Raw genomic sequence first — 3600 nt, forward strand, 5'->3', positions numbered from 1 at the left:
CACAAAAGCGTTCCCAGACATTGGCGCTTTCGCGCTGCTGTAAGGTTGTTGTCATTTGTTTATGATTGCTTTATTTGGTTGTCAATGTTCGTGACGGCTTTGTGTTCCGCCATGTAAATAAACATAAAGCATATTCTCAGGTTTGTAAAGTTTTTTAACAACAGATTAACTGATAACAAGTATAAAGTTAACTTATCAATAGAAAGAAAACTGGATAAAGAGGTAAGAATGCACAAAAAAGTAGGTAAAGCCTGGAAGCGCGTCGCCTTCAGGCATGGAAATATTAAGATACAGACTTTTGCTGGCTGGGGATCATAATGAGAGCCCAATAGGGAACTTCAGCGGGATCGACATCTGCGATCGCCCGAATTCGCTGATTCGGCATAGTTGCGCGTTCTATATACAGTGCTCGATCGAACTGTCCCAACTCAATCAGCACGTCCCGGACTTTCGCAAAATGTCGGCCCAGCTTAATAATCACAGCAGCATCAACAACCGCCAGTCGATCGCGCAAAACCTCAGCATCCAGCGTCGCAGGCATAATACTTAACACATCGTTACGATAAGTTAGTGGCACTCCCAACGCAGCCGCACTAGCCATTGTCGAAGAAATTCCCGGCACAACTTCCGTCGTAAATCTCCCCGACAAACGGTTGAATAAATACATAAATGAGCCGTAGAGAAAAGGTTCGCCCTCACATAGCACGGCAACATCCTGTCCCTCGCTTAGATGTGCGGCAATTTTATCGGCAGCAATATCATAATAAGGTTGAGACGATCGCGTCGGACTAAAAGGCAGCGGCATGGGAATCTCAATTTGTTCCGGGCGCAGATAATCTGCGACGATCGCCCGCGCCAGTACCTTACCATTTTCCATCGCCGGATAGGCAATCACCGGCACCGATTGCAAAATCCGATAAGCTTTCAAAGTAATCAACTCTGGATCGCCAGGGCCAATACCCAAACCGTACAATTTACCAGTAGCCTTAGTCATAATTCATCCTTTTTCGCTAACGCATTCACAGCCGCCGTTGCCATTGCACTGCCACCGCGCCGCCCGTGCAACGTAATAAATGGCACTCCCCGACTGTTGGCGGCCAGTTCGGCTTTGGATTCGGCAGCCCCCACAAATCCTACCGGGAAACCCAGAATTAAAGCCGGTTTAGGTGCTCCGGCATCCAGCATTTCCAGTAGTCGGAACAAAGCAGTCGGGGCATTGCCAATTGCCACAACCGCACCCTGCAAGTTGTCCAGCCATAAATCCAGGGCCGCCGCAGATCGAGTATTTCCCATTTGCCGTGCCAACTCCGGGATTTCGGAATGCCAGAGGGTGCAAATCACCGGATTGTCAGCGGGAAGGCGTTTGCGAGTGATGCCTTCGGCCACCATCCGCGCATCGCAGAGAATAGGCGCACCTGCGACGAGGGCGTTGTGTCCCGCGGTGGCTGCACCGGGGGAAGCTGCTAAATCTGTAACAATATCGGTCATGCCACAACTGTGAATTAGTCGCACGGCTACCGATTCTAAATCGGGCGGCAAGCTTGACAAATCTGCTTCGGCTCGAATTGTGGCGAAGGATTTAATGTAGATTTCTGTTCCGTCTCGAATGTAGTCAATCATTGTTTAAAACTGCTATGGGAATTTTGTGGGATTTGTGAAATAGATTTTTTGAATGAACCGCGAAGGCGCGTTCGGCGAAGCCGTTCCCGTAGGGTAGGACGCGAAGGAAGAAAGATCCAGAGAGATAGGAAGAGAAATACTTAAAAATTGTCATTTTTAATGGGAGCTTTTTTCACTTTAAATTCCGATTTTCGGTGCTAAACAACTCCTGCAATTGGTCGATCGTCTGCCGATCAACAAACTCACCAAATGACTCCAAAGGCTCTCGAAACCGCTGATACACTCGTAACATTCGCTCGATCGCACGGGGCATCTCGATCGCACTCACCGCCGGAAAAATTGGTCGTCCGAACGGCAAATCTTTTCTACCCGCATAAATGTCGTAACCTTCGAGCGTTTCGTCTCCTAGCTCAATCTGAATTCCCACCAGCGTGATATCAATTGGCCGGTGCTGGGCGCAGGACTTTTGGCAACCGCTGAAATGAATGTTAATCGGTTGGTCGATCGTCAAATTTTGCGCTAAATCCTTCACCATTTTTAGGGCGTGACTTTGAGTATCTGTCGCCGCCGACGCACAGCCACTGCTGCCTGCACAAGCCACCAAGCACGAATCTAGGCGAGTCGCCGACGAGTGCAATCCCAAAGCGGCGATTTGCTGTTTTATCTCAAAAAGCTGGGAGTTCGGGATATCAGAAATCAACAGATTTTGCCACGGCGTAAGTCTCAGGGTACCGCTGGCTAGATTTTGGGCTAAATTTGCCAAATTCCGCAGTTGCTTTGATTCTAGCCTACCGAGAGGCAGTGCAATTCCCATGTAGGAGAAACCGGACTGTCGTTGAGGATGAATGCCGAGATGTCGGGATTGTTCGATCCCCCTTGCAGATGAGTCGATCAAACGGGCGGGCAAGATGCCCACCCCACAAGGAAATTCACTCTTTGTGGAACAGGCATCTTGCCTGTTTTTGGGAAAAGTGCCAGATGTGAATTGCCATAAAAATGGTAAATTCTGCTGTACCTTTTCCAGATAACTTTCAGCGCCCCAATCTGCCAGCAGGTGACGCAAACGCGGTTTTTTGCCATCAATTCGAGGTCGATTTTTGGTGTATTCAAGGTAGGTGTTAGCGAGGGCGGCTAATACTGAAATACATTGCGATTCTTGGATTAAAATTCCTGTATCGCCGTTTAAATGCAGCCGAAAAAAGATTTCTGATTGGGTTGAAAGCCCTTCTGCAGCTAATAAAATATCGTTGCGTAAAGCCTGGATCGAAACCGATTCCCCGCCGTCGAAGCCAATACTGAACTTAGGCGAAAGTTCCGACAACTCGGAATGTGTTTGCAGGTAATCATCCCAAGCTTTGACTAGCGGGCGAGTATCCAGTAACTGCTGGCGATCGATCCCTGCTGTCGGGCTTGCCATAATATTGCGAATCGGGTCAACTTCAACGTGGCGAGACGCTATCCCCAATTCCTGAAAGCGGTTCCAGACTTCCGGGGCAATTTCCGAGTTCACTTCTCGGATTTGTAAATTTGCCCGATTTGTCACTTGCAAACAGCCGGTACTGTATTGATCAGCCAAATCGGCGATCGTCCGACACTGCTGCGCGTTTAAAATTCCCCCCGGAATCCGCATTCTCGATAAAACTCCGTCTCGGGCTTGGGAACCGTAAAATAAACCCGGACAAGTCGGCAAATCAGTCAAAGCTAACAAATAATCTCCTCCCCGTGCTACGCAGGGAATCCAAAAGTAAACGCCCACAAAGCGCCCCCGAAATCGGCATTCTGACTTTTACAGTTGCGGCACAGCGCCGGAATTGCACCGGACTTTCCCGCTTTCAGGTTTTAGAAAGGTATCACGAGCGGACCCACAGAAAGCAAAACCCTCAACTTTCTTAACAAAACTTCTGGCGATGGCGTCGGGCCCGGCAAGCTACGGCCCTCTCTCTTCTTTCATCAGCTTTCCTAATCACACTCATCAGTTTA

General features: G+C 48.9%; 3 protein-coding genes and 1 riboswitch. All 3 genes read right to left on the reverse strand.

Translation table 11 applies throughout. The features are described 5' to 3' along the window. Positions 1 to 283 precede the first annotated feature (283 nt). The 3 genes from QUA07_RS29590 to cobG all read right to left on the reverse strand — a co-directional run bounded on the left by QUA07_RS29590 (position 284) and on the right by cobG (position 3376). A complete protein-coding gene (locus tag QUA07_RS29590) occupies positions 284 to 994 on the reverse strand; it encodes a precorrin-2 C(20)-methyltransferase (RefSeq protein ID WP_333332749.1) in 711 nt (236 codons plus the stop codon). After that, positions 991 to 1620: a precorrin-8X methylmutase gene (locus QUA07_RS29595; RefSeq protein ID WP_333263779.1), complete on the reverse strand. Its 630-nt coding sequence runs from the start codon at positions 1618 to 1620 to the stop codon at positions 991 to 993. Before QUA07_RS29595 ends, QUA07_RS29590 begins: the two co-directional genes overlap by 4 nt. A gap of 172 nt (positions 1621 to 1792) precedes the next feature. Beyond that, positions 1793 to 3376, reverse strand: coding sequence for a precorrin-3B synthase (gene cobG / locus QUA07_RS29600; RefSeq protein WP_333332752.1), 1584 nt, complete (start codon positions 3374 to 3376; stop codon positions 1793 to 1795). A gap of 8 nt (positions 3377 to 3384) precedes the next feature. After that, positions 3385 to 3464: riboswitch (adenosylcobalamin-variant (AdoCbl-variant) riboswitch) on the reverse strand. Between the last annotated feature and the right edge of the window lie 136 nt (positions 3465 to 3600).

It is taken from the genome of Microcoleus sp. T3_A4, assembly GCF_036700465.1.
Lineage (GTDB): Bacteria > Cyanobacteriota > Cyanobacteriia > Cyanobacteriales > Microcoleaceae > Microcoleus.